A 26,645-nucleotide genomic window follows, 5' to 3' on the forward strand; every position below is an offset into this window, starting at 1 on the left:
CAACCTCACTGCTATCAACAGTAAAGTTGTTTTTTGCTGGCGTTGATTGAAACACTATAAGGAAACTAAATATAAAACATGTACGAATCTTTCTTTTCCTGATCCTCAAAAGTAATCAAGTCTTTCAACGTTGTTGAATCCAGCACTTCTGCAATGCCATCACGGATGCGTAGCCACAAATCACGCTTAGCCGGGTCATCTTCTTCCGTAAAGTCTACTGGCGAGATCGGTCCCTCCAGTACACGAATGACATCCCCTGCGGTCACCGTTGCAGGATCACCTGCCAGAATGTAACCGCCATATGCACCGCGGATACTCTTAACAAGGCCAGCATTACGCAGTGGCGCAATCAGTTGCTCCAGATAATGTTCAGAGAGCTGGTTGCGCTCAGCAATGCTCTTCAAAGATGTTGGACCTTCGCCGGTTCTTGCGGCCAGCTCCATCATGATTGTGAGGCCGTAACGGCCTTTTGTCGATATTTTCAAAGGAGTCACCTCTTTCAATTTTCAAAAAAATACATCTAATCCTCCGTATTCCGATCATAACCCTCAAGTAATGTTAACATATCTGCATGCGTTATGGAAAAGAAAGATTGACGATATTGCAAAATGTGCGTCTGGAGTGGACACTATCCAAAGTTGGCCGGGTGTATCGTAAGTTCGGTCGGGTTATGCTAGAATAGTAACGAAACACATTTATATATAGAAATGGTGATAACGATGTCCAAAGCAAATGAAAATACACGGGTCGTCGTTGGCATGTCCGGAGGTGTGGATTCATCGGTTACCGCATTGCTTCTGAAAGAGCAAGGTTACGATGTCATCGGCATTTTCATGAAAAACTGGGATGATACGGACGAGTTCGGCCATTGCACCGCTGAAGAAGATTCAGAGGATGTGCGCCGGGTGTGCGAACAGATCGGCATTCCGTACTACACTGTCAACTTCGAGAAAGAATACTTTGATAAAGTATTTACCTATTTCCTTGATGAATATAAGTCGGGTCGTACGCCGAACCCGGATGTCATGTGTAATCGTGAGATCAAATTCGGTGAGTTCCTGAACAAAGCGCTGGATCTCGGCGCAGATTATGTAGCTACTGGCCATTATGCGCGCCTCATTGAAGAGGACGGCACGTTCAAATTGTTGCGCGGTGTGGACAACAACAAAGATCAGACTTACTTCCTGAATGCTCTTAATCAAAAGCAGCTCTCCAAAGCCATGTTCCCGATTGGTCACCTGCCTAAACCGGAAGTGCGCAAAATTGCTGAAGCTGCCGGTCTGTACACAGCCAAGAAAAAAGATAGCACAGGTGTATGCTTTATCGGCGAACGCAATTTCAAGGAGTTCCTGAGCAACTATCTGCCAGCCAAAGGCGGAGACATGGTTGATATCGTAACGGGTGAAGTCAAAGGCCGTCACGACGGTCTGATGTACTACACGCTGGGTCAACGTCAAGGACTTGGCATTGGCGGTTCCGGCAACGGCGAGCCTTGGTTTGTCGTTGATAAAAACTTGGAGAAAAATCAATTGCTCGTAGTGCAGGGCGACGCTCATGCCAGCTTGTACTCTACAGGTCTGACGGCTACAGGCGTAAACTGGATTGCAGGTGCAGAGCGCACACCGAATGTGCCTTTCCGCTGCACAGCCAAGTTCCGTTATCGTCAACCGGACCAAGGCGTTACATTGACCTGGCAGAAGGACGGCAGTGTGGATGTACAGTTTGATCAACAGCAAAAAGCGATTACGCCAGGACAAGCCGTTGTTTTCTACGACGGAGAGGTTTGCCTTGGCGGTGGTACAATTGATCAGGTACAGAAGGTCCCTGTATCGGCGATGCAATAACAGGACTTACTCATCACTTGAGAGTGGTGAAGTCCATTCCCTGTATTCCTACAAAAAAAGCCGTCTTTCATGTAATACCATGAAGGATGGCTTTTTTCCTGCTTTTTTTTGCAAAAAAATTTAAATATTTAACTTATGCAGTGAGCCAAACTCCTGCCAGACAACCTAATATCCCCACCACCACTGAACTTACCACGTAAATAACGGCTCTGGCTTGTCGCTGTTGCCCCATTAACGTTAATGTTTCATACCCAAAGGTAGAGAACGTGGTGTACGCTCCGCAGAAGCCAGTTCCCCATACTACCCACATTGCGTCTGGCAAACTTCCTGCTTGATGCCCGCCGTACAACATTCCCAGAATAACAGAGCCACTGATATTAATTACCCACGTTCCCCAAGGAAAAGCGGTGCCAAGTTTGCCGGAGACAACCTTTCCTAGACTATAACGGACTAGTGCGCCTAACACACCTGCTAATCCTATCCAGATGATCATAGGCCATCACCCTCTTTGGGGGAGACACTTAGCATTCGATTGCCCAGCTTGATCCCAAGGGCGCCGAGCACCAGTCCTGCCACTACACTCAAAAGGAGATAAGCCGTTGCTTTCAACCATTCTCCACCCTCCGTTAAACGAACGAAGTCCAGTGTGAATGTGGAAAAGGTCGTGAAGGCTCCAGTAAATCCTGTGCCAATGGCGAGGCGAAGCTGTGGTGTTATTTTCTCAGGAATAGCGATAGTAAAAAAAAAGCCCAAAAACAGGCTGCCGATCGCATTGATCAACAGCACTGCCCATGGAAAACCTGTATTGGCCGAGGGGAGCATCAGTTGAATGGTGTATCTGGTTAATGTGCCCAGAAACCCGCCAGCTCCGATATATGCTAACTCTTTCATCTCTACAGCTCCCTGCGCCGCTGTTGGTTCAGCCTGATCTTCGACTCATTCCCCTGCTCTGTCGCCTCATAAAATACTCTTCGAGACAGCTGTTTTGGCAGATACTCCTGTTTCACATAATGTCCCGGGTAGTTATGAGGATACTGGTATCCTTCATGTCCCAGCTTGGCAGCACCTGAGTAATGGGTATCCCTCAAATGCAGCGGTACTTCGGCCGACTTCACCTCATCAATGGCGCTCATCGCTTTGGATATCGCAGTATATACTGCATTGGACTTCGGACTTTCCACCGCAAACAAAATGGCTTGCGCAATATTAAGCTTCGCCTCCGGCCACCCGTTATTTCGGTACGCATCAAGCGCTCCTATCGCTTGGGTCATCGCCTGTGGATTCGCCAGCCCAATGTCCTCACTACTTGCGGCAATCAGGCGCCGGATGAACGTCATGGGGTCCATGCCCAGTTTCTCCACCGCATATAGAAACCAGAATAACGCTGCATCACTCGAACCACGAATGCTTTTGTGAAAAGCAGATAATACGTCATACTGCGTGGACTCGTCTGCCTTGACAATGGGACGACGGATCGACTCTTCCGCGACAGCCAGCGTGATGTGAACCGTTCCATCCTGCTCAGGCGGTGTCGTCAGCGCGGCAAGCTCCAGAGCATTCAGGGCACGGCGAATATCACCATTCGCCATCGTAGCAATGTGTGCCAGCGCTTCATCATCGGCTTTCAGTTCCATAAACCCAAGGCCTTTATCCGCATCGCTTAGCGCTCTGCGCATCGCAATCAGGGAATGCTCCTTATTTAAGGATTCCAGTTGAAAAAGGGTGGAACGACTCATCAAGGCTCCGTTTACATAATGGAAGGGATTTTCCGTCGTTGCCCCGATAAAAATGATCGTGCCCTTCTCCACCGCTGGTAGCAGTGCATCTTGACGCGAACTGTTAAAACGATGTACCTCATCGAGGAAGAGAATCGTTTTGGTTCCGTAGAGCTGTTTGTTCGTCTGTGCCTGCTCAATGACTTCTCGTACATCCTTCACAGAGGCATCCACAGCATTCAGTCGCACGAATTGTCCTTGAGTGTGCTGAGAGATGATGTGAGCAAGTGTTGTCTTGCCACATCCCGGAGGCCCGTACAACAGGATGGATGAAATCTGATCAGCTTCAATGGCTCGGCGTAGCAGCTTTCCTGGCCCGATAATATGTTCCTGCCCTATATATTCATCCAGATGCTCAGGCCGCATGCGGTCTGCAAGCAATCTGGCCTGTGGTTGTGTATCCTGTTGAAACGAAAATAAATCCATGGTTTTATCACTTCCTTAACGGATTGCCAATCTGATATTCAGTTATTAACGTGATCAAAATGTTAAAATGAATCTCCACTCGCTATCATATCATTCCTGCGGAAGCATCGCCATAAATGCCCCAAGCGCACTGCTGACAAACGCATCCTTACGAGTAATAAATCTTGTCATCATACGGTTCATGCCAACCGGAAGAGCATACTTACGCAGCAAACCACTTTTGATCTGCTGGTGAATGACGATTTCAGGTAATAGAGAGATGCCCATTCCAGAGGCTACGCCACTGATAATCGCCTCGAGCGTCCCAAATTCCATAATAACAGGCCTGTGAACACCACTCAGAAGCATCCAGTCCTCCAAAATTTTACGGTAAGAGCACCCCATACTGTAAACCAATATCGGCTTTCGGATCAGTTCCTCCTCTGACAGACTTGGAGACGATATCACAAAAAGTTCTTCATCAAATACATCCACAGATTTAATATCAGGATGGTCGCAAGAACAACCAATAAATGCGCCTTCCAATTCATACCCGATAACCTGGTCAATAAGCATTTGTGAATGACCTGTAGCCAGCGCTAGTGAAACTTCCGGGTACTGGCTGTAATATGTTGCAAGAAGACGTGGCAACCTTACCGCCGCGGCTGTCTGTATGGAACCAATTTGCAAAGGGCCAGACGGTGTATTGGTAGCCTGGAGCGCTTTGGATGCATCATTCAACATACCAATGATTTTATCTGCGTAAGTTAATAACGTCTCTCCCGCTGGAGACAACGTCATTCCCCGATTGTGACGGATAAATAAAGGTGTGCCTACTTCAGCTTCCAGATGCCTGATGCGTGCCGTAACGTTGGATTGAACGTACCCCAGCTTGGCTGCAGCTCTGGTCAGATTTCCTTCCTGTGCAACACATTGAAATATTCGAAGATCCCCGCTCTCCATCATGCCTCCGCTCTGACATCATTCAAAATGATATCCAGTTCATTTGTAATCATTATACTCTCTTGCCAGAGCGTACTACAATGATGACATATTCATCTGTTGTTCGAAATTCAATGGTTGAAAACAAAAGAAGGAGTGTTCGAGATGACATACTGGACCGATAGAGTGGTTTTAATTACAGGCGGAGGAACAGGTATAGGCCGCGCGGTCAGTACCTTGCTGGCTGAACGCGGTGCACGGGTCGCATTGAACTATTCTCGATCACAGCAGGCCGCAGAAGAAACCGTTCAGCATATCTTAAATCAAGGCGGGCAAGCATTTTCCATTCAGGGGAATATTGCAAATGATAAAGAGGTTCGCCAAATGGTCGCAAAAGTAACCGAAATCTATGGCCCCATCACCGACCTTGTAAATAATGCGGGCATGACCCATCATATCCCCCTCAGCGATCTGGAAGCTGTCACAGATGATATCTGGAACGAACTGATGGATGTGAATGTGAAAGGTATGTTTCATTGTGCTCGTGCCGTAACCGAAGGAATGAAGCAGGCCGGTGGAGGTGCCATTGTAAATATGGGCAGTATTGCCGGCAGCACCGGTTCGGGTTCATCTCTTCCATACGCCGTATCCAAAGCAGCAGTACATGGTCTGACTTTATCTCTAGCCCATGCACTCTCCCCGCTCATACGTGTAAATGCCATCATTCCTGGAGCTGTCTCCACACGTTGGTGGGCTGGCAATGAGGAACGAATGCACCAACTCGGTGGACAATTGTTACTACAGCAAATCGCTCAGCCAGAGGACATCGCCCACATGGTCTGCGCTGCTTTTGAACAGCGATCCATGACAGGACAACTTATTACTGTCGATGGAGGACAGACATTATGAGCGCAACAATTCATAATCCAGCTAGAGCGAAACGCGTACCAGCTTCCTTAAAACCAGTCCAATACATCGTATTGATTATCGTGACAACGCTCATTATGGGAACTTCTTTTCCTGTAGGTAAAATAGGACTCAGTTACGCACCACCTTTTCTATTGATGGGCTTGCGGTACATCCTTGCTGGTGGTTTGATGGCCCTAGCCCTGCGTAGGCACCCCTTACCGAGGGGATGGCGAGCCTGGGGTAAAATCATGCTCATCGGCTTGTTTCAATCCGCCGGGGTGATGGGCTGCGCCTATTACAGCATGAACTGGATTTCATCCGGTGAATCGGCCATTATTACATTTACGAATCCATTGATCGTCATTGTTCTCAGTGCGCTACTATATAACCTGAGATATCGATTAAGCCAGTGGATTGGCGTAATTGTTGGGTTTGTCGGCATTTTGTTTACCTTTGGATGGCATATGAGCTTCACCCCGGGGACCTGGATCGGTTTTGGCGGAGCAATTTCATTTGCCGTATCCACACTCCTGATTAAGCGCTGGGGCGTTGATTATGACACTTTCGTGCTTACCGCTTATCAAATGCTCGCCGGAGGTGTAGCATTGCTTCTGCTAAGTGTATGGACGGAGCAGCCTCATTTTACAATAACTCCAGTCTCCCTCCTATCGTTGTTATATCTAACGCTGATTTGTTCCATCATGCAGTTTTCCCTCTGGTTTTATCTGTTACAGAACAGTGATCCCGCCCAGACCAGCAGCTACCTGTTTCTCGCACCGTTCTTCGGCGTTCTTTCAAGCTGGATTTTGTTGAATGAAGAGGTTCAATGGTTTGTCGGAGCTGGAGGAGTACTAATCGGGGTGGGCATCTATCTAGTGAACCGCCGTTCAGCTAAGAAAAAACAAGACGTATCTCCCTCCGTAACCTCGGGATAAGAATGCTGCCTTCATCTTCATACGCAAAAAGGCATGATGCAGGGTTAACCCGCGTCATGCCTTTACATCTATGAAACAGTGTCATCAGGCCAGCCTTGAATCGTAACCTGTTCACCTTCAGGATTATGCGTTGCCGCGGCATACGCCGGCATGTTGCCGTCGTGGAATAACCACAATTCATGCAGAGCCCGTGTACAGCCGACATAGAGCAACTTCGCATCACCCGCGCCAGGATAATAGTGCTCCTGATCAACATCAGCCACGATAGCTGCATCGAATTCAAGCCCTTTGGACAGATACACAGGCAAAATCGAATGTCCACCGCTGTACTGCTTTTTACCACCGTCGATCAGGTTCAAATCCCAGCCCGCCGCCTGAAGCTCACGATGAAGCTCTTCGGCTTCACGCAATGATCGCGTCAGAATGGACACCGTCCGATAATCTTTCGAGGTAAGCACCTTCAGTGCCCGTTCCAAGCTCCCCGTTCGTCCTTCACTTCCATAAGCCAAAGTACGCACCGGATCACCGCTCCGGAACACGGGAATCGCCGTAATCCCACTCTGTACACCCTGCTCCAGGATGGTGTTGGCATAATCAATAATTTCCATCGTTGAACGATAGCTTCGGGTCAAGGCAAAATACGCATTCTGTTCTTCCGGGAACAACGAACTCATCTCTTCCCACGCATGAACACCGCGGTACTCATGAATACCTTGGGACAAGTCCCCCAAAATAGTGAAGGAATGTCCTTTCACAAACTGATCCAGCAGCGCAACATGAAACGGAGAGAAGTCCTGGGCTTCGTCAATGACAACGTGGTCAAAACGCTCAGCTCCTTCAATATCATGCACCAGCGTATGGATATAGACCAGTGCCGGCAGGTCCTCTTCTCGAATGACATCTTTCTTCAAATCTGCACCGGTTTGTTTCATGATTGCTTTGGGTATCAAGTTGCTTAGCTCAGCAGGTACAGCCCCGCCTTTCACTGCCTTGAACAGCTGTTTGTACAACGTCAGCGGATTGTATTCAGGCCACTTTTTGGCATAGGATTTCTCCCGCGTTGCTGCCTTTTTCTTACGTTCTTTACGCACCGTTTCTGGCATGGGCTTTTTCAATTCCATCTCGATCCAGCGGTGAACCCGTGCCATGACCCGCTCTTTACGTTTAGCCAGCGGATAATGTTTGTACTCCGTTCCAAACCAGTTATCGATCTCCTGTTTACTGAGCACCGCACCGTCCCATGGACTGAAATCACCCTCCGGCACAGATGCTTCTTCCATCCCAGACAACCACTCCCGGATCAGTTCCATGAAACGAATCGAGCCTTTGTAACGTCCAGGGACATCATCGTTCAGTTCAGGCCGAGTAGCAGGGGTTTCGAACCACGTCTGCAACGTCTCTGACGCATCTGCAAGTGGCATTTCCAGCCCTAGCAGATTCATCGCCCAATCGGGAAAGGTTTGCTGCTGAATGTCTCCTACACCGAGCTCTGGCAACACATCCGAGATATAATCGAGGAACATATGGTTGGGTGCAAAAATAACCATTTTCTCCGCCGATACCTGCTCCTTGTACTGATACAGCAAAAAAGCAAGGCGATGCAGGGCCACTGTGGTTTTCCCTGATCCGGCGACCCCCTGAATGATCAATGCGGTGTTTCTCGCCGCCCGAATGATCTGATCCTGCTCGGCCTGGATCGTGGATACGATGTCCCGCAACTTATTGTCCTTATTTTCACCAAGGCGGTACACGAGGAACTCATCGGATACGGCAGGCTGGTCACTGTCCCGGTTATACGTATCTGCCACACGTTCCAGTATGCGCTGACGAATCACGACATTTCGTTTCAGGTACACCAGACCTTCAATCAGCCCTTCAGGGGCTTCATACGTTGCGGAGGCTTCCCCTCCGGTAAAAGAGTAAAACAGGCTCGCGACAGGAGCGCGCCAATCGATGACAAGCGGATGCTCACCGATCTCTTCGCGGTCTACGCCGATTTTGCCAATATACAGCGGTTTCCGTTCACCACTGCCCTGCTCTTCGAAATCCAAGCGTCCGAAATAGGGTTGTTGCGCGCTCTTGGACAAGGCATTCCGGCGTTCTTCACGTCCGGCTTCCAGCACTTGCTCCGTGAAATCGTGACCGGTATACACCGGAAAGTTCCGCAGCCGTGTGAGCTGACGATCCACTTCTTCCATCGTTTGCGCTAACCTGTACTCTTCTTCTTGATAGGCACTTTGAAAGCTGTCTGACATGTTTCAGTTACCTCCTAAGAATATATGTTTGCTCTGCATCGCTGTAGATCGCGCAATACAAAAGGATACCCAATATATCACAAAGGGCAACTGAAAGCCATATCCATTTTCCATATGAACAAATCAAACCATGAAGTCCTTGCCAAAAAAAGAAGGACTCTGCTGAATGGTACCTTCACAGGTATCGCAGAAATCCTTCATTCCTCATCCCTTTATTTGTCGAGCGCTACTCTTTGTTTTGTATTTCCTCATTGCTACTTGTACTACCTTCTCCATCCTGTGCCACAAATTGCTTTTGTGCAAGCTCCCGATATACGGGATGTGTGTTGATTAATTCTGCGTGAGTTCCCGTTCCAGTCACATGACCATGTTCTAATACTACAATCTGATCTGAATCCACGACAGTGGACAATCGATGTGCAATGACAATAGTAGTTCTGCCCTCCATCAGATTGGATAACGCCTGTTGAACTTCGTACTCGGATGTACTGTCCAGACTGGAGGTGGCTTCATCCAGCATCAGAATATCCGGGCTACGCAGCAACGCACGGGCTATGGCGATCCGTTGACGCTGGCCCCCCGATAACTTCATTCCGCGTTCACCCACTTCGGTGTCAAAGCCTTGTGGCAGTTTGTCGATAAAATCAGCCGAATAAGCCATCTCCGCGGCTCTTCTGATCTCCTCCATCGTTACTTCACGATTGAGACCATACGTGATATTATCCTTAATCGTACCTGCCATCAGCGGACTTTCTTGTGATACATAGCCAATTTTGCTACGCCAGGAAGCGAGCGAATACGTTGTTATCTCTTCTCCCCCATACGAAATGTGACCCGAATCAGGCAAGTAAAACTGCTCCAGCAAGGAGAACAGCGTAGACTTACCACTTCCGCTCGGACCCACAATGGCTGTTACTTTGCGAGTAGGCACCGTTAGATTAATACCATGCAACACTTCTTCGCCTGTAACATAAGAGAAATGTACATCGTGAAACGCAATCGTTTCATTGCCCTGGGGAGCCAGCTTTGTGTTATGATCCGGTTCTTCCTCATCCGCAAGAATCGCCTGGATGCGTTCGGTAGCACCTACGACTTTTTGCAAACGTGAATACAGCGTTGTGAACTGTCCCATAGGCATTATAACTTGGAAAAGTAGCAGAATGAAAGCAACCAGTTCCCCCGGCGACAATATCCCCGAAGCAACCCGCATCCCTCCGACACCGAGAATAACGACGAGCACAGCCGTCATAACAAAAGTAAACAAAGGCCCGATCAACGCCAGAATGCGTGCTTCCTGTAATCCAAAAGCGAACATTTTACGAATGCGGGAATCTCCCGCCTCCGATTCCTGCTTCTCGGTTCCATATGCTTTGACCAAACGAATTTCACTAATCACCTGACTGAGCACCGACGTCAGTCCAGCCATCTCATCCTGCTGTTTTTTGGAGATTTTGTACATTTTTCTGCCCACAGGCAACAAGATCAGCATGGTCAGCGGCACCAGGCTTAGAATGATGAGTGACATCACCCAATCCAGATAAAAGAGCAGTGCAACCCCACCGATTACCGCAACGATGTTAGAAACAAATGATACGAGATAATCCGCAATTAATGTCATAATCTGACTGGTGTCATTGGTGATGCGGCTCATTGTATCCCCCGTACGATTGCGGTCGAAGTATGGCATACGGAGGGACAGTACCTTGTTCCACAGCTTGGTGCGGAGCGTCGCCACGACACGTTGCCCGGCATAATTCAACATATAGATGCTAATTCCTGAAGCAATGGCTTGGATCACAAACGCCCCGAGTAGCAGAAATATAACGGATTTATTTAGAGCTGATGTGGTCAGTCCGTCAATGAGTCCTTTGGTCATCAAAGGAACGATAAGTCCCGCCGTCGTTTGAATCAATGTCAAGATGAGAGCCACGGTCAGGATCAATTTTGGTGGATTTGTGGAAGCGATCAGTCTAACAAAATCCTTGAATCCTTTTGTTCCGACTTTCGGTTTATTCGACTCCGAGTGTTGCTGTTGCTGTTCTTGCATTCCCTGTTCTTCCATCCATCTTCCTCCCGTTCTCTATCTCATCACTTTTTGTTTTACAAGATACCATGCAATACGAAGTTCGCCAGGAACAGAATCGAAATGCCATACATGACGACAGGCACTTCTTTTCCTTTTCCGGCGGCCAGTTTGGCCAGCGGGTACGCGATAAAGCCAAAGGCCATTCCATCCACAATGCTATATGTAAAAGGAATCATGACCATGATCAGAAACGCCGGAAATGCTTCGGTAAAATCGCTGAAATCCATATCTCTGACACCCTGTACCATCAAACCACCGATGATGATCAAAATAGGGGCAATCGCACTGTCGGGAATATACCCGAGCAGCGGAATGAAGAAAAAGGTCGCGCCGAACAGCACAGCTGTTACCAGCGGAGTCAAACCCGTACGGCCACCTGCCGCGATGCCCGCTGTAGTCTCCGCTGCCGCTACCGGCGGACTGCTACCCAAGATACCAGCCAGCACCGTGCTAACCGACAGTGCACGCAGACTGCCCTTGAAACGTTCCGGACGACCAATCATATTCGTTTGCGCGGTGATGAGCCCGATATTTTCAAACACAACTATTAATAACAGCAGAAAAACAGCAATCCAGAATGCAATATCCGCCAGTTTCATCAGAGATAATTCACCAAACAGACCGCCATATTGCCGCAGTGCTTCCATGGCAGATACCGCTTCACCGGGATGTACCGCTCCGAGCACATAAGCAAGTCCTGTCCCAATTAAAATGCTGATGAGCAAACCGCCTTGCACATTTCGAATAAATAAAATAACGGCGAGCACAAGTGTTACACATGCCGTAATGACATTGGGATCATTGAAGTGCCCGATGGCAACAAAGGTTGTCTGATGAGCAATCACAATGCTACTCTTTTGCAATCCGATAAAGGTTAGAAACAATCCAATTCCAACCGTGATGCCATGCTGCAGATTTTTGGGAATCGCTTCGCTGATCATTTTATATAACGACGTAAAGGCAACGACAGCAAACAAAGCACCAGTAACAGCCACTACAGCCAGTGCTTCCTGCCAAGTCAGTTTCATCGAGTGCACAAGCGTGTATGTGAAAAATGCGTTAATTCCCATGCCGGGCACTACAACAATCGGTGATTTACCCCCAAAAGCCATAAGTAAACATCCTGCAATGGATGTAAGCAATGTACCTACCATGGCTGCCTGCAACGGCATCCCCGCATCGGAAAGAATCTTGGCATTCACCATCACAATATAAACGACCGCAAAATAGGATATGGCGCCAGCCACAATTTCCTTCTTCCACTGATCTTCTGGTTCCATGCCCAGTTTTCTGGACAACCACCCGTGTTTCATTTGTTCTGTTCCCCTCTCTGACCGCAAACCATTATATATGTATCATCATTTCGCGCAGCAAAACATATCATACACCGTTTTCAAAGTGAAGTACATGACGTAATCCTGACATATCGGCACCAAAAAACGCAGGTGCTCATAGCACCCGCGCTTCATGTGTGTATCTGTATACGATGTGGCTTAATTTGATCTGTTGTTTCGGCTTATGCCTCTGACTTCTCTGCTTTTTCAAGCAAGTCTTTCACGGCAACACTGACCATAATCAGACCAGCTACCGGCGGGACAAAAGCGTTACTTGCCGGCGGCTGTTTCGCTTTGCGAATCTCCGGCGCATTCTCTGGAACGATCTTTTGCGTCACGTCTGCACGTGGCTTGAGTGGCTCTTCGGTGGAGAATACAACCTTCACGCCCTTTTTGATGCCGTCTTTACGCAGCTTGGTGCGCACCACACGGGCAATCGGGTCCATGGACGTTTTCGAAATATCCGCAACCTGGAATTTCGTCGGGTCCATTTTGTTCGCAGCGCCCATGCTGGAGATGATCGGAATTTTGCGTTTAAGACACTCTTTAATGAGATGTATTTTGTAGATAATCGTATCGGAAGCATCCAGTACATAATCCAGATCGTACTTGAACAATTCCTCATACGTTTCCTCGGTATAAAACATGTTCAGCGCAATGGCGTCACATTCCGGATTGATCAATTTCACACGTTCTACCATCAAGTCGGCTTTTTTCTGACCTACTGTCGTGGTAAGTGCATGAATTTGCCGGTTGATGTTCGTGATATCCACTACATCTTTGTCAATCAGGATGATCCGGCCAACGCCGCTGCGGGCAAGTGCTTCTACAGCAATCCCGCCCACACCGCCGATGCCAAGTACGGCTACCGTGCTATTTCTGAGCGTATTCAGACCTTCTGGTCCAATCGCAAGCTCTGTTCTTGAAAATTGATGGAGCATTGAAAATCGATGCCTCCTTTATTTCTTTTCCGCGACAGGTTTACGGGCTACACGGATGTGAAGTTGTTCGAGTTGAGATCCATCTACTTCGGATGGTGCATTCATCAACAGATCAGTTGCACTTGCCGTTTTCGGGAAAGCAATGGTTTCACGCAGATTTGTGCGTCCTGCCAGCAACATCACGAGACGGTCCAGACCAAAGGCGATACCGCCATGTGGTGGTGTACCATATTCGAATGCTTCGAGCAAATAACCGAATTTATCATTAGCCACTTCTGGCGTAAGTCCGAGCGCAGCAAACATTTTTTCTTGTACATCACGCTTGTAGATACGCATCGAACCGCCACCAACTTCATAACCGTTCAGTACAAGGTCATAGGCTTGAGCGCGGATTGCACCCGGATCTGTGTCGAATAGATGTACATCTTCGTCTTTTGGACGTGTGAACGGATGGTGTTCCGCCACATAACGTTTCGCTTCTTCATCATAGCCGAGCAGCGGGAAGTCCACAACCCAAGCAAACTTGAATTTGCTGTCATCGATCAGACCGAGTTGACGTCCGATTTTCAGACGCAGAGCACCGAGAACATCAGCAACCACTTTTTTCGTGTCAGCGGAGAAGAGCAACAAGTCGCCTTCTTCAGCGCCTGTACGTTCTTTAACAGCTTCAATCTCTTCCGGCGTAAAGAACTTCACGATTGGCCCTTTGAACTCGCCGTCTTTCACTTGAATCCAGGCGAGACCTTTGGCACCGTAACGGGCAGCGAATGGTCCGAGGTCATCGATCTCTTTACGGCTCCATGTACCACAGCCTTTGGCGTTCAGTACTTTCACTTCTCCGCCTTTTTCAATGACTGAAGCAAATACTTTCACACCGCTGTTTGCTACGATATCGTTCATTTCCACCAGTTCCATGCCAAAACGCAGATCCGGTTTGTCGGAACCGTATTTACCCATCGCATCAGCATACGTAATCCGTTGGAAAGGCAGCTCCAGCTCAATGCCTTTCGTTTCACGCAGCAATTTCGCCATCAATTTTTCCATCATCGGCAACAGGTCATCTTGTTGCAAGAAGGACGTCTCGATGTCGACTTGAGTGAATTCCGGTTGACGGTCTGCACGCAAGTCCTCATCACGGAAACAACGTGCGATTTGGTAGTAACGCTCAAGTCCACCAACCATCAACAATTGTTTGTAGATTTGTGGGGATTGTGGAAGAGCGAAAAATTCACCTTCATGCACACGGCTTGGTACGAGATAGTCACGCGCACCTTCCGGCGAGCTCTTGGTCAAGATTGGTGTTTCTACCTCAACGAACTCTTCTCCGTCCAGATAATCACGGAACACTTTAGACGCTTTGGAACGCAGTTTTAATGTTTCGAACATTTCCGGACGACGCAGGTCCAGGTAACGATATTTCAAACGCAGGGATTCATCTACCTCAACGCCATCTTCGATGAAGAAAGGAGGTGTTTTGGCTGCGTTCAACACTTCGATTTCGGTAATTTGAACTTCGATCTCGCCTGTTGGCAAGTTTTTGTTTACGGTCTCTGCATCACGTTTAACCACTTTACCTGTTACCGCAATGACATATTCACTGCGTACACGATCTGCGATTTGCAATGCTTCACCGGAATATGCCGGGTTAAACACAACTTGTACAATTCCGCTGCGGTCACGCAGATCGATGAAGAGTACGCCCCCCAGGTCACGGCGGGTCTGTACCCAGCCGTTCAATGTTACTGTTTCACCGATATGTGCGTTTGTTAATGCGCCGCAATGATGACTTCTTTTCATAACCAAACTCCTCTTATGTTAAATTTCCGTTCTGTGTAAGACAAGCTTGTAGCATGCCACCCACAATCCGGTTGCGTAAAGATTTATTATTCGAAAGGCATCCTGTCTCTGGAGATTACCATCCGTACAACCGGAATCCTTTCACCATAGCCACTTGCCGATTCTACAATTGTCATTCCATCTTAGGTTCTTAATTATTTCCGCGTACCGTAGCAACCAGATCATCCAGTTTCACGGTCTGCTGCTCACCTGTATCCATCGCTTTGAGTGAAATCTCGCCACGCTCCAGTTCGTCATCCCCAAGGATCGCCGTATAGCGAGCTTTGAAACGGTCAGCCGATTTCATCTGTGCTTTCATCTTACGGCCCAGATAATCACGCTCACCGGATAAGCCGGATTGACGTAACTTGAACAAAAGTCGATTGACCTCACGATCCGCTGACTCACCAAGAGCGACGAAATATACGTCGAGCGGAGCAAGTGTAGTTACTTCAATATTCTGGTGCTCCAGAATGAGCTGAATACGCTCCAGACCAATACCAAAGCCGATGCCCGGCTGATCCGGTCCGCCAATATCGCCAACCAGACCGTTATATCTGCCGCCGCCACCAACGGTATCAATGGCTCCAATCCCTTGTGCTTTTAGCTCAAATGCAGTCAGGGTGTAATAATCCAGCCCTCTCACCAGACGGTTGTTCACCGCGTAGTCTACGCCGAAATCGTCCAGGTACGCTTGTAGTTTAGTAAAATGACTCAATGATTCTTCATCCAGGCTGTCCAAGATGGACGGAGCCCCAACGAATTTATCCTGATCCACCTTACAATCCAGTACACGTAACGGGTTACGCTCCATCCGGGATTGGCAGTCTTTGCAAAGTGTATCTTTCATTGGTCTAAGGAAACCCAGCAGTGTCTCGCGGTATTCCGCCCGACTAGTTGCATTCCCCACCGAGTTGATTTCCACTTTGACATCCTTTAGGCCAAGCTCCACACACAATTGATAACCAAGTGCAATAACTTCAGCATCAATTGCCGGATCAACTGCACCAAGAGCTTCTACACCGAACTGGTGGAACTGACGCTGACGACCAGCCTGCGGACGCTCATACCTGAACATCGGACCGATATAATACAGCTTGCTCACATCCGGTTCGCCATATAGCTTATTTTCTACGTAAGCACGAACTACGCCAGCTGTTCCTTCCGGACGAAGTGTCATACTACGGTTGCCCTTGTCATCAAAGGTATACATTTCTTTCTCAACGATATCTGTCGTTTCTCCTACGCCGCGTACAAACAAAGACGTTTGCTCAAAGATCGGCGTGCGAATCTCGCGATAATTAAAACGTCGACACAGATCCCGTGCCTTTTCTTCTACATACTGCCACTTCTCCACTACACCAGGCAGCAAATCCTGCGTTCCTGTCGGTTTCTGAAAACCCATCTGTATCCCTCCAGCATTGATTTTCTCTGTAAACGTTAAGATATTCCACGAGTCCCACTACGCGGACAGAATAACCTTTCAATCGCTGTTATCCCCAAATTTTTTTGAATAAAACTTTAAAATGTTAAAATTCGGTGATAAAGGCGAACGCTTCGCTTTTCCAGGTTTTTTCTGTCCTCTCCGTTCTTCGTGTAAATCTCATATCTTAACTAAAAAAACAAAAAAATCCCTCGCCCTGTGTGCTTATCAAAAGCAAACAAAGGGACGAGAGATTGTATATACATTCACCCGTGGTACCACCCACATTCCGGAAGCCTGAGCCTGTAGCCGTTCAGGTTATTGCTATTACGTCAGGATGTTTTCAATGCTACATCCAGATCAACAGCTCTTCCGCTCTACGTTTAACGCACGTCATGCGCAGGCCGGCTACTAAGATCCGCAGATTCTCTCTGCCTTGTTCGCCGTCTGTTCTCGGGGAAGTCATTCGTCCGCTCATCAAGAGAATCCTTACAGCCTTGGGGATTCCTCTCTGGTCATGTGGGTACGGAGTACTTGGTCCCGTCATCAAATCAGTCATATGTTTCAAAAAAACGACTTTTGTTGACTACAGTCAACGTATTATTTTCTGATTGTAATGAACCGCAGTACTAAAGTCAAGGGCTAACATCCTAAGATAGAAAAAAAACAGAAAAAAATAACCTGCACACGGTGTGCAGGTTCAAAGGATATATAAAAAAAGGGGGTCATGTCTGTTATTATAAACGCACATTGTTAAAGGCTTGTGTTACTAATATTACAGGAATATTACAAAAATGATAGCGCTTTAATATTGGTTTTTCCCACAACATCTTTTCTTTTTCGCCAGCACATTTGCAGTATGCAACAAATCTTCGCATATAATTAAAAGCCCTTACGTCTTCCCGGCAATTGAAGACCGGGCAACGTAAGAGCTAGCTTAATATCTATTGATTTAATCGAGTTCTTCCACATAGGCATGGTTAGAGCGAAGCTTATGAACAATCGCATCATAATCCTCATCTCTTACTTTGGCAGACAGAACATAATGCAGGTCACTATAATCGGCCGAAGTCACATCTGAGGCATCCAGCATATCTCCGTCCTCGTTCACTCTGTTGCGGGGATCGCGTTCAGTGTCACGATTAACATCAGTGACAACTGGAATTACATTTTCGCTAGCTGGAACCCCAGGAGCTGCCCCTACACCCATAGCACCGTTCGTGCCTACACCACCAGCCGTATTATAAGGAACCAGTGGAACCATAACTCGTGTATCCCTACCAATGGCAGCATCCAGTTGACCTACTTCAAGCTGCTCGGTATGGAACGTCAATAGTGAAGTTCTTGCACCCTCTGCTTCGTCCTCGGTTCGAAAATACGCCTGAATATGTTTTGCCATGTCAAACCCTCCTTTATGGAATGAAATATATCATTAGAATGCCATCAACGTATTCAGTTTACCCTTTAATGCTTATATTACTTTCATCAATTCACGAACAAATGCTGGTTCATCTTCAGGTGTACGGGAAGTAATGTAGTTCCCATCGACAACCGCTTCATGATCCTTGAAGTCGGCTCCTGCATTGACCATGTCATCCTTGAGTGGAGGATAAGATGTAATTGTTCGTCCCTTGAGCAGATCTGCGCTAGCCAAAATTTGCGGACCATGGCAGATTGCAGCGATTGGTTTGTTAGCCGCATTGATTTCCGTAACAAATTTCAGGATATTTGCGTCTGTTCGCAAATTTTCCGGCGAAGACCCACCCGGAATAACGACAGCATCATAATCTGATGCGTTAACCTCTGAGATCGCTTTGTCCGTCGTATAGGAAGCCTTGCCGCCCTTGCCTTGAAGCGTCTCACCCGCTTTTAATCCGATAATGTGTACCTCATGTCCGGCCTTCTTCACCTCATCGTACGGAACCTTCATTTCTGAATCCTCAAACTCATTCGCAAGCAAAAAAGCAACTTTACTCATGATCTATGGTCTCCTTTCCGTATTCGAATGTGATTAAACCTAGAGAGATTAATTCTATCCTTGGCACTTCTTTTGTGCCTCGTTTTGTTATTACCCCAAGGAGAGCCTTTTATAACAATCCATACATTTTAAATTGATTTTGCGGCCTGCCTCCGAGATGAAATGTGAATCATAACAGCAAAAAGCCCCGGATTGTTAAACAACCGGGGTTTTGAGCATAACTATTTTGTTTTATTACATGGTTGAGCTATGGTCGTGGATGATGCTCTTGCCTGTCTTTATCTGATGTTTCCAACATCCACAATGTGGACACATGAGCAGCGGCAGAGCGGGCAAGTTGAAGTGACTCCGCCAGATTGCCAGGCATCATTAGCGGCTCGTTCTGGTTCTTGGTTACTTTTGCAGATTGGCGCATAATTAAGAGAAACTCCTTTGGTCAACAAAGTTACAAGTACAATGTAATACCAACGTTTACTTCTCTCTCATTATGACCCCTTCACTGCGCATTTATGCGAACCTCAGTCTCGCGAAGGACTTTCTAACATAAGGGTAACCGGTCCCCAGTTCGTAAACGTAACATCCATCATCGCTCCGAAACGTCCCGTTTCCACCTGAATCCCTTTATCCCGCAACAACTGATTAAACGTTTCATACAAACGTTCAGCTGCTTCTGGACGAGCCGCCGCAACAAAGCTTGGGCGTTTGCCTTTACGACAATCACCATACAGCGTAAACTGTGAAACGGACAGAACCGCACCACCTACATCCAGCAAGCTGAGATTCATCTTTTCCTGTTCATCCTCGAAAATGCGAAGCCCGCTAATTTTATCTGCCAAGTAAATCGCATCTTTCTCCGTGTCATCATGAGTTATGCCTACAAGCAGCATTAAACCGGATTCGATTCTGCCTGTCAATTCATCTCCCACGGTTACCTGAGCCTCTTTACAGCGTTGTACCAGCACTCTCATCTTACGGACTCCTTACTGCATAATTCGGTGTACAGAATAAACATCCTTCACCCGTTTGATTCGTTCCACAACGGCATGCAAATGATCTGTATTACGAATCAGAATGGTGACGTGCACCAATGCTAATTTATTTTTATCCGTCCGTCCGGTGACAGCAGATATATTTGTTTTACTTTCGGAAACAGCCTGAAGCACCTCGTTGAGCAGTCCATTGCGATCATGACCTGTAATCTCAATATCAACACTGTAACTCGATTCGATATTCTCTTCCCACTCGACTTCAATTACCCGTGCTGCCTCTTCTCCATCCGCACTTGTAGGGATATTTGGACAGTCACTGCGGTGCACAGAAACGCCGCGGCCGCGTGTAACATAACCGATAATGTCATCTCCAGGCACAGGGTTGCAGCACCTCGCAAAGCGAACCAGCAGGTTATCAATGCCTTTGACACGAATACCGTTGGTTGGTCTGTTTCTGCGTTCAGGAGCCGGCTTCAGTTCACGCATCTCGGAATTCAGTTCCAGCAGATTGGATTCTTCCTGCTCTTTACGGAGCTTCTCCGTTGCTTTTGTGACGATCTGAGCGGCTGTAATCCCGCCAAAACCAACCGCCGCTAACATATCATCGATATCATTAAACGCAAATTTCTTGGCCGCTTCCATTAGCTTGTCATCAGTCATCCACGCAGAAGGATCAAGTCCCATACGTTTCAGCTCTCGCTCGCAGCTCTCCCGGCCTTTTTCTACGTTCTCTTCACGACGTTCCTTCTTGAACCATTGTTTGATCTTCGCCCGTGCATGGGAAGATTTCGCAATTTTCAACCAGTCCTGACTTGGACCATAAGAATGCTTGGAAGTTAAAATTTCGATAATATCGCCCGTTTTGAGATGATAGTCGAGTGGAACAATTCGGCCGTTTACTTTGGCACCAATGGTTCGATTTCCCACCTCGGTATGAATGCGGTAGGCAAAATCTAGCGGTACGGAGCCACTTGGCAATTCAATGACTTCCCCTTTTGGCGTAAATACAAACACCAGATCGGAGAAGAAATCCATTTTGAGCGATTCGACAAATTCGGAAGCATCCTGCGCTTCATTTTGAAGTTCAAGAATTTCCCGGAAAAAGGTGATTTTATCTTCAAACTGAGGCCCTGCCGCAGTTCCTTCTTTATAAGCCCAGTGTGCCGCGATACCAAACTCAGCTGTACGGTGCATATCCCAGGTACGAATCTGTACTTCGGTTGGCTCCCCGTTAGGCCCCACCACGGTTGTGTGCAAGGACTGATACATATTGGCTTTTGGCATGGCAATATAATCCTTGAATCGTCCAGGCATCGGCTTCCATAGTGTGTGGATAATGCCGAGCGTAGCATAACAATCCTTGATATTATCCACAATAATACGAATCGCAAGCAGGTCATAAATCTCGTTAAACTGCTTGTTCTTGGTCGTCATTTTTTTGAACACACTATAGATATGTTTCGGGCGGCCAGACAAGTCTGCTTGAATGCCCATCTCTTCGAGCTTACTTGTAATGCCGTCCATTACCGTGTCGATGTACTGCTCACGTTCTGCACGTTTCTTGTGCATCAGATTTGCAATACGGTAGTATTGTTGCGGATTCAAATAACGGAGGGCGATGTCCTCCATTTCCCATTTGATCGCAGAGATCCCCAAACGGTTTGCAATCGGACAGAAAATCTCCAGTGTCTCATACGAGATCCGGCGCTGGCTTTCTTCCGACTGAAATTTGAGGGTCCGCATATTATGCAAACGGTCAGCCAATTTAATCACGATGACACGGATGTCCTGCGCCATGGCGATGAACATTTTGCGGTAGTTCTCGTTCTGCTGTTCTTCCTTGGAGCGAAACTGGATGCGTTCCAGCTTCGTCAAGCCGTCAACAAGCATGGCACACGTATTGCCGAAATGAGTGCGGATCTCTTCAAGCGACACCGTAGTGTCCTCTACTACATCATGAAGAAGTGCTGCAATAATGGAGATGGTGTCCATCTGCATATTCACAACAATGTCGGCAACCGCAAGCGGATGCAGAATATACGGTTCTCCCGATTTTCGCGTCTGTCCGTGGTGAGCCTGATCAGCAAATTCGTAAGCTTCTCGTATGCGCACCAGATCGGGTTCTTTGATATACGCCCCGGCCTTCTCGAGTAATTGCTCTATGCCCATTCTGATCTGTTCCGTGTCCTTTCTATACAAAATGGAACCCGTGACAATACATCAACACAGGTTCCCCGTAAAAGTAATTTCCTATAATTATGACGCCTTGCCCGTTTCCCGTCAACTGCTGACGAATAAGAGCATTTATCCAATTTTTTAAAAGTCTCAGTTGTTATCCATTATTGCCGATATTTGCTGAAATAGAAGGGAAATTTGAGAAAATAAGTGATTTACAGTCCAATCCTGAAAATTGTTATTGCTAATTTGAAAGAAACTCTGTAATCTATTGAAAGTTTGTGTATCGGAAAAGGAGATGAGATTCGTTGCAACGCGAAATTCAAGTTAATCAGAAGATGCCTTTTGGCCCAGGTGCATTATTGAGTTTGCAACATTTGTTCGCTATGTTTGGCAGTACAGTACTTGTACCTAACTTGTTCGGAGTGGACCCTAGCATGATTCTGTTGATGAACGGAATTGGTACGCTACTGTACATTCTGATGTGTAAAGGAAAAATCCCCGCCTATCTCGGATCAAGCTTTGCTTTTATTGCACCGGTTATGGCTGTTTTGAAAGGCCATCCAGAGAATGGTTACTCCATGGCTCTCGCAGCTTTTATCGTAACAGGTGTTGTGTTCTGCCTCGTAGCACTCATCATTAAATATGCCGGCACAAGCTGGATTAATGTTGTATTTCCTCCAGCAGTAATGGGCGCGATCGTTGCCTTGATTGGTCTGGAGCTTGTACCTGTCGCCGCCGGAATGGCGGGTCTCATTAATTCTGACCCTGTGAACAACCCCGGTTGGGTTCCTCAAGCCAAACCTATTATTTTATCCATGGTCACGTTAGGAATTACCGTCATCGGTGCTGTAACCTTCCGCGGCTTTCCTAAAATTATTCATATCCTGATCGGTATTGTATCCGGTTATGCCCTCGGGTACTTTTTAAAAGAAGTGAACACAGATAAAATTGCTAACGCAGATTTCCTCTCTCTGCCAACCATAACTACACCTACATTTGATTGGTCCGTCATCTTCACGATTTTACCGGTAGCACTCGTCGTTATCGTCGAACATATCGGGCATCTACTTGTCACCAGTAGCATTGTGGGCAAAGATTTGTCCAAAGACCCTGGACTGCATCGTTCCTTGCTTGGTAATGGTGTGTCTACAATTCTATCCGGTTTCGTGGGGTCCACACCGAATACAACATATGGCGAAAACATCGGTGTTATGGCTCTGACTCGTGTCTACTCCATTTATGTTATCGGTGGTGCAGCGGTCATTGCCATCCTACTCTCTTTCTCCGGCACGTTCTCAGCACTTATTGCGAACATTCCAGTACCGGTTATGGGTGGTGTCTCCCTGCTTCTGTTCGGAGTCATTGCGGCTTCCGGTCTACGCATCTTGGTTGAACAAAAAGTGGATTTCGCCAAACCAACAAATCTGCTTCTGACTACACTCGTATTAGTTATCGGACTTAGCGGTACGGAAGTTTCCTTCTATGGTGTGCATCTGAAAGGCATGGCGCTGGCTACGATTGCCGGAATGCTTCTCAGTCTGTTGTTCAAATTGTTTGAGGTACTTGGTTTATTGAACGAAGACAGTAAGAAACAACCAATTATCGAAAAAACACCTGACTAAGCATCACATGAAAAGAATGCAAGTTCGCGTTTGCTTTATCTCAATATAGAGAACGTATTTCTTCTTCAAAAAAAGTAAATTCAAAAAGCCTGCCTCCCCAACTTAAGACGTTGGAGAAGCGGGCTTTTTGCTAATCATTAATGCTGTATATTATTTCCCGGGAAACTTGGGAAGTCAACTTTCATAACTCACAGCAACTCATAAGTTTTGATTTACGTTTAGTAGTTCATCAACGTAAATACACTCATATTCTCAGGCAATTTGCCGCGGCCATTCAGATCTGTCAATTCAATCAGGAATGCAGCACCTACCACATTACCGCCCAATTGTTCAATCAGATTAATGGAAGTTGCAATGGTTCCACCCGTTGCGAGCAGATCATCTGCGATCAGGACATTTTGCCCTTTCTCGATTGCATCTGTATGCATTGCAAGTGTATCCTTGCCATATTCGAGATCATACCCTGCTTCGATTGTCGCTCCAGGCAATTTTCCACTTTTGCGAATTGGAGCAAAACCAACGCCAAGAGCGTATGCCAGTGGGGCGCCCACAACGAAACCGCGTGCTTCAGGTCCAGCAATGACATCAATTTTCAGTTCAGATACCATCTGTTTCAGTTCATTGATCGCATTGCGGTACATTTCTCCATCTTTCAACAATGTTGTAATGTCCTTGAAGCTGATTCCCGGTTGTGGAAAGTCAGGAATGACACGAATATACTCTTTAAAATCCAAAATAATCTCCTCCTAAAATAAATACACAAACTTCCATCTAAGATACGCCCTTCATCCGGGATACCATCCATTGTGTCAGTTGAGGTGTAGCTGCATCTAGCATCACCTGTTCTGTCTCGGCCATGTTTTCCAGCGCCTGATAATGACGTGCTGAAGTTAAATCACGTTTTGGCGGGCTTTCCGCAACCACGATTTTGCCGTCCTTCCGAGTAATGAAGGCCAGCTCTTCAAAAACATCAAGCATCATCGTGATCATACGCGTAGAACAACCACACTGACGACTGAGCACAGGAGTTATCTCTTGTTCCTCCACAGGTTCCGCTTTCCATTTGAACACCAGCATATAAAATCGCTTAAACAGTTCTCTGGAAGGCATCTGAAGTCGGTCTCGACGGTTGCCTGATCCATGCAGAAGGATGATATTCTCGGCTCCGCTGAACAAAGCCAGCATTGCATCAAGTTGTTCCGGAGTTTCCGGCGTATCAAACACAAATAACGTCCGGACTTCTTCCTGCCCATACTGCTCTGCGGCAGCATTACACGGAAATAACCCGACCTTTCTATCATATACCCAAAGGCACGGTTCATACAATGAATTTCCCTCAGAAACATTGGTTTCTTTTCGAACAATGGCCCCAATCGACCCCGCTTTATATCGCAGATGTACATCAAGCGCACTCAGGAAGTGCTTCATTGCGATCTGCGGCTCAGCATGTCCACGCATATCAAACACTTGTGACCCAGGAACGTGGATGTCCTGAAGCATCATCTGTGGCTTTCTAATGCCATTCCATTCATTGATCGACAGTTCCCCCATCACATCGATGACAGAACCGGGGGAGAGAAATTCAGCCAGTGCTCCCTTACCAAAAGCAACAGTTTCCAACTGCTGACCGTCTTGTTCAAGAACCAGCTTCAAATGGCGCTTTTCCCGCCCCATGGTTCTGGTTTCCTTGACAGTCACCTTTCTCAATACAAAACGTGGCGATGGATTACTCATACCAAACGGCTGTAATCGGTCAATCTCCTGAATCACCTTGAGGGGCACATCACTAATTCTGCATTCATCATCAGCCAAGCGCTGAGGTACAAAGTCTTCTTCTGTTAGTACCGTCGCGGCATATTCATTTAAACCCGCCTCAAGCTCTTCCAATTGATCACGATGCAACGTCATTCCTGCAGCCGCAGGATGTCCACCATAATGATCCATACTATTTTTGTTCACGGTAAGTGCCTCATAAATATCCAGACCCTCAATGGAACGCGCGGATCCTTTGCAGATGCCACTCTCGGGATCAATTCCCAGAATTAGTGTTGGACGATAGTATCGCTCCAGCAACTTGGAAGCCACAATGCCGACTACACCGACATTCCACCCTTCACCCGCCAGTACGATAACATCCGGCACAGCTCCGGAACGTTGCTCAATTTTCTGCTCCAGTTGTGCTGTCGCTTCCTGTAGAATACCCTCCACGACTTGTTGCCGCTCTCGATTGAGTAGATCCAGCTGTCCCGCAAGGGTATGAGCTTCATCCAAATCTTCCGTCGTGAGCAGCGATACCGCTCTTCCCGCATGATCTAATCGGCCGCTAGCATTAATACGTGGAGCCATGGCAAAAGCAATGTTAATGGATGTCACCTGGCTTTGATCCACACCACTAATCTCAAGTAAGGCACTAACTCCAGGAAGTTTGGAACCTCTCATAGATTCAATCCCGTAACTGACGATCACCCGATTCTCGCCCTCAAGCGGCATCAAATCAGCTACCGTTCCAATCGCCGCAATCTCCATCCATTCACCTGGCACCTCACCGATCAATGCCTGAGCAACCTTCAACGCTACACCAGCCCCAGCCAGGCCCTTGAACGGATACGGACACCCCGGTAGTTTCGGATTTATCAGTGCGTACGCCTCTGGCAAAATCTCAGGGGGTTCGTGATGATCCGTGACAATCACTTCGATCCCCAGTGTCGCAGCATAAGCAATCTGTTCTACAGCACTGATTCCCGTATCGACAGTAATAATTAATGTAACCCCTTGCTGTTGAGCCCAGTCCAAAGCATGATTATGAAGACCGTAACCTTCATTCGAGCGATGAGGAATATAGATATCGTATGAGGCCCCCAAATGACGCATCAGATGGATCATGAGCGATGTACTGGATACTCCATCGGCATCATAATCTCCATAAATTAAAATATGTTCTTCTCGCTCCAATGCCAGCTTGATTCGAGGAATGGCCTCACTCATGCCTAGTAGCAGATAAGGATCGTGCATCTGATTCAAATCAGGATGTAAAAAACGTTCTGCCCCCTCTTCATTGTGCACACCTCGGCTTACAAGCAAACGTCCTACTAGAGGGGAAACGGAAAGCGCCTGCGATAGTGCCGCAGCCGCCTCCAGATTGATATGTGGTGTATTCCACCGATATTGCGAATATAGCAACGCTAACGCTCCT

At 47.3% G+C, this 26,645-nt stretch carries 23 protein-coding genes; 4 read left to right on the forward strand and 19 right to left on the reverse strand.

Features of this window, described 5'->3' with window-relative positions; translation table 11 throughout:
- Positions 1–65 precede the first annotated feature (65 nt).
- Complete coding sequence (gene cymR / locus MHI38_RS09630) at positions 66–485, reverse strand: cysteine metabolism transcriptional regulator CymR (protein ID WP_090915550.1); 420 nt, start codon at positions 483–485, stop codon at positions 66–68.
- Positions 486–719: 234 nt separating this feature from the next.
- Between cymR and mnmA the strand changes: the two genes are divergently transcribed.
- Positions 720–1,844: a tRNA 2-thiouridine(34) synthase MnmA gene (gene mnmA / locus MHI38_RS09635; protein WP_341181215.1), complete on the forward strand. Its 1,125-nt coding sequence runs from the start codon at positions 720–722 to the stop codon at positions 1,842–1,844.
- 133 nt (positions 1,845–1,977) lie between these two features.
- Here the strand turns inward: mnmA and crcB (MHI38_RS09640) are convergent, their stop codons facing one another.
- The 4 genes from crcB (MHI38_RS09640) to MHI38_RS09655 all read right to left on the reverse strand — a co-directional run bounded on the left by crcB (MHI38_RS09640) (position 1,978) and on the right by MHI38_RS09655 (position 4,987).
- Entirely contained in the window at positions 1,978–2,337 is a 360-nt protein-coding gene (gene crcB / locus MHI38_RS09640) for a fluoride efflux transporter CrcB (RefSeq protein ID WP_154887521.1), read from the reverse strand.
- Positions 2,334–2,735: a fluoride efflux transporter CrcB gene (crcB, locus tag MHI38_RS09645; RefSeq protein ID WP_341181216.1), complete on the reverse strand. Its 402-nt coding sequence runs from the start codon at positions 2,733–2,735 to the stop codon at positions 2,334–2,336. The genes crcB (MHI38_RS09640) and crcB (MHI38_RS09645) overlap by 4 nt, the downstream gene beginning before the upstream one ends.
- A 2-nt stretch (positions 2,736–2,737) precedes the next feature.
- On the reverse strand, positions 2,738–4,045 hold the full coding sequence (locus MHI38_RS09650) for a replication-associated recombination protein A (protein WP_090915558.1): 1,308 nt from the start codon (positions 4,043–4,045) through the stop codon (positions 2,738–2,740).
- 90 nt (positions 4,046–4,135) lie between these two features.
- On the reverse strand, positions 4,136–4,987 hold the full coding sequence (locus MHI38_RS09655; protein WP_090915560.1) for a LysR family transcriptional regulator: 852 nt from the start codon (positions 4,985–4,987) through the stop codon (positions 4,136–4,138).
- A 144-nt stretch (positions 4,988–5,131) separates the two neighbouring features.
- Here MHI38_RS09655 and MHI38_RS09660 point away from each other — a divergent pair, with 144 nt between their 5' ends.
- Positions 5,132–5,875 carry an SDR family NAD(P)-dependent oxidoreductase gene (locus MHI38_RS09660; protein ID WP_341181217.1) on the forward strand — a complete coding sequence of 248 codons (744 nt, stop codon included), beginning with the start codon at positions 5,132–5,134 and terminating at the stop codon, positions 5,873–5,875.
- Complete coding sequence (locus MHI38_RS09665; protein WP_341181218.1) at positions 5,872–6,810, forward strand: DMT family transporter; 939 nt, start codon at positions 5,872–5,874, stop codon at positions 6,808–6,810. Before MHI38_RS09660 ends, MHI38_RS09665 begins: the two co-directional genes overlap by 4 nt.
- A 68-nt stretch (positions 6,811–6,878) precedes the next feature.
- Here MHI38_RS09665 and MHI38_RS09670 read toward each other — a convergent pair whose 3' ends face one another.
- From MHI38_RS09670 to MHI38_RS09725, 12 genes are all read right to left on the reverse strand, one after another.
- Complete coding sequence (locus tag MHI38_RS09670; RefSeq protein ID WP_341181219.1) at positions 6,879–9,065, reverse strand: HelD family protein; 2,187 nt, start codon at positions 9,063–9,065, stop codon at positions 6,879–6,881.
- Between the two features lie 226 nt (positions 9,066–9,291).
- Positions 9,292–11,127, reverse strand: coding sequence for an ABC transporter transmembrane domain-containing protein (locus MHI38_RS09675; protein WP_154887511.1), 1,836 nt, complete (start codon positions 11,125–11,127; stop codon positions 9,292–9,294).
- A gap of 38 nt (positions 11,128–11,165) precedes the next feature.
- On the reverse strand, positions 11,166–12,464 hold the full coding sequence (locus MHI38_RS09680; protein ID WP_154983392.1) for an NCS2 family permease: 1,299 nt from the start codon (positions 12,462–12,464) through the stop codon (positions 11,166–11,168).
- Between the two features lie 203 nt (positions 12,465–12,667).
- Positions 12,668–13,426 carry a tRNA threonylcarbamoyladenosine dehydratase gene (locus tag MHI38_RS09685; protein WP_090915572.1) on the reverse strand — a complete coding sequence of 253 codons (759 nt, stop codon included), beginning with the start codon at positions 13,424–13,426 and terminating at the stop codon, positions 12,668–12,670.
- An 18-nt stretch (positions 13,427–13,444) separates the two neighbouring features.
- Complete coding sequence (gene aspS, locus MHI38_RS09690; protein ID WP_221787392.1) at positions 13,445–15,223, reverse strand: aspartate--tRNA ligase; 1,779 nt, start codon at positions 15,221–15,223, stop codon at positions 13,445–13,447.
- A gap of 190 nt (positions 15,224–15,413) precedes the next feature.
- A complete protein-coding gene (gene hisS, locus MHI38_RS09695) occupies positions 15,414–16,667 on the reverse strand; it encodes a histidine--tRNA ligase (protein ID WP_308723456.1) in 1,254 nt (417 codons plus the stop codon).
- 367 nt (positions 16,668–17,034) lie between these two features.
- The gene (locus tag MHI38_RS09700) at positions 17,035–17,163 is read right to left on the reverse strand and encodes a hypothetical protein (RefSeq protein WP_260510701.1); all 129 of its coding nucleotides are present in this window, start codon (positions 17,161–17,163) and stop codon (positions 17,035–17,037) included.
- Positions 17,164–17,637: 474 nt separating this feature from the next.
- Positions 17,638–18,084 (reverse strand): hypothetical protein, encoded by a 447-nt coding sequence (locus MHI38_RS09705; RefSeq protein ID WP_090915576.1) that lies wholly within the window; start codon positions 18,082–18,084, stop codon positions 17,638–17,640.
- 72 nt (positions 18,085–18,156) lie between these two features.
- Positions 18,157–18,663 carry a type 1 glutamine amidotransferase domain-containing protein gene (locus tag MHI38_RS09710; protein ID WP_154983395.1) on the reverse strand — a complete coding sequence of 169 codons (507 nt, stop codon included), beginning with the start codon at positions 18,661–18,663 and terminating at the stop codon, positions 18,157–18,159.
- 247 nt (positions 18,664–18,910) lie between these two features.
- Positions 18,911–19,078 carry a hypothetical protein gene (locus tag MHI38_RS09715; RefSeq protein ID WP_253491768.1) on the reverse strand — a complete coding sequence of 56 codons (168 nt, stop codon included), beginning with the start codon at positions 19,076–19,078 and terminating at the stop codon, positions 18,911–18,913.
- A gap of 103 nt (positions 19,079–19,181) precedes the next feature.
- Positions 19,182–19,631, reverse strand: a complete 450-nt coding sequence (dtd, locus tag MHI38_RS09720; RefSeq protein WP_154958002.1) for a D-aminoacyl-tRNA deacylase — start codon at positions 19,629–19,631, stop codon at positions 19,182–19,184.
- Positions 19,632–19,643: 12 nt separating this feature from the next.
- Entirely contained in the window at positions 19,644–21,821 is a 2,178-nt protein-coding gene (locus tag MHI38_RS09725) for a RelA/SpoT family protein (protein ID WP_090915582.1), read from the reverse strand.
- Between the two features lie 314 nt (positions 21,822–22,135).
- Here MHI38_RS09725 and uraA point away from each other — a divergent pair, with 314 nt between their 5' ends.
- Positions 22,136–23,452, forward strand: a complete 1,317-nt coding sequence (gene uraA, locus MHI38_RS09730; RefSeq protein WP_154983397.1) for a uracil permease — start codon at positions 22,136–22,138, stop codon at positions 23,450–23,452.
- Positions 23,453–23,670: 218 nt separating this feature from the next.
- On the opposite strand, the gene MHI38_RS09735 is transcribed toward uraA, so the two are convergent.
- The gene (locus MHI38_RS09735) at positions 23,671–24,186 is read right to left on the reverse strand and encodes an adenine phosphoribosyltransferase (RefSeq protein ID WP_090915586.1); all 516 of its coding nucleotides are present in this window, start codon (positions 24,184–24,186) and stop codon (positions 23,671–23,673) included.
- A 37-nt stretch (positions 24,187–24,223) separates the two neighbouring features.
- The gene (recJ, locus tag MHI38_RS09740; protein ID WP_341181220.1) at positions 24,224–26,632 is read right to left on the reverse strand and encodes a single-stranded-DNA-specific exonuclease RecJ; all 2,409 of its coding nucleotides are present in this window, start codon (positions 26,630–26,632) and stop codon (positions 24,224–24,226) included.
- Positions 26,633–26,645: the final 13 nt, after the last annotated feature.

This window comes from Paenibacillus sp. FSL K6-1558 (assembly GCF_038002565.1).
GTDB lineage: Bacteria > Bacillota > Bacilli > Paenibacillales > Paenibacillaceae > Paenibacillus > Paenibacillus polysaccharolyticus.